The sequence below is a fragment of the Oleiphilus sp. HI0123 genome (assembly GCF_001635315.1).
Genome location: NZ_LWGE01000502.1, coordinates 1 through 997, shown reverse-complemented (window position 1 = coordinate 997; position 997 = coordinate 1). Strand labels below are relative to the sequence as shown.

The 997-nt window shown below is 47.2% G+C and carries 1 protein-coding gene and 1 pseudogene; one reads left to right on the top strand and one right to left on the bottom strand.

The features are described from left to right. Nucleotides 1-126 precede the first annotated feature (126 nt). Nucleotides 127-384 (top strand): annotated as a pseudogene (locus A3761_RS25455) (transposase zinc-binding domain-containing protein); the annotation flags it as partial. Between the two features lie 10 nt (nt 385-394). On the opposite strand, the gene A3761_RS04775 reads toward A3761_RS25455, so the two are convergent. Further along, nucleotides 395-997 (bottom strand): IS3 family transposase (locus A3761_RS04775; protein ID WP_068749911.1); only part of this gene is annotated, 603 nt, incomplete at its 5' end.

The following is a 997-nucleotide window of genomic DNA, read 5'->3' as shown; positions in this document are numbered from 1 at the left end:
AGAGCTCCCATAGCAAACAGCAGAGATACGATAAAAGAAGACACACTCCATAAGGAAAACAAGAAACACAGATAGACCTTGTTGATATTCCAGCTTCGTAGATACCAAAATTTGAACAGCCTCAAATTGCGTGTGCGCTGCGAAGATTGTCATCACGAGCGTTTGGTCGCTTTCAGCTGCAAACGGCGTGGTTTCTGCCCTAGTTGTGGCGCTCGGCGGATGGCGGAGAGTGCCGCACTTTTGGTGGATGAAGTATTTCCCGCAGAGCCTATTCGCCAATGGGTGCTGAATTTTCCTTTCCAGTTGCGCTTTTTGCTGGACCGTTACCCGGAGCTGATGGGCAAGGTCTTGAGCATCGTTTACCGTACACTCTCAACTGTTCTGCGCAACTAAATCAGGACACTTTTCTTAAAGAGTTTTCGTACTCGATTGGCGACATATCTTCGTTAGAAGTATGGAGCCGCTCTAAGTTGTAATAACGCATGTAGTCAGCCACATCATTTCTCATATGCTCTCTCGTTGGCTGGGGCACTTTCAAAACCCAGTCATGCTTTAAGCTTCCAAAGAACCGCACCACAACAGAGTTATCCCAGCAAGCACCTACATCCCCCATGCTAGCTCTGATGCCATAATTACTCAGCAGTGTGCGATAACGCTTGCTGGTATACTGCGAACCTCTGTCACTATGAAACACCAAGCCTTTAGGAGGCTGGCGCAGATTATATGCCCTGATCATAGCTCGACTAACCAAGTCAGTAGTCATACGCTTATCAATCTGCCAGCCAACGATTCGGCGTGAAAATAAATCCATGACGATCGCGAGATACATCCAGCCTTCGCCTGTTTTCAGATAAGTCACATCGCCAGCCAAGATTTGATTTGGCCCAACCGGATTAAAGTTCTGGTTCAGCAAGTTATCTGCAACAGCATCACTGTGTTTACGCTTAGTTGTTGCCTTGTATGCAATGCGTTGCGTAACGACCAATCCAAGCTTAGC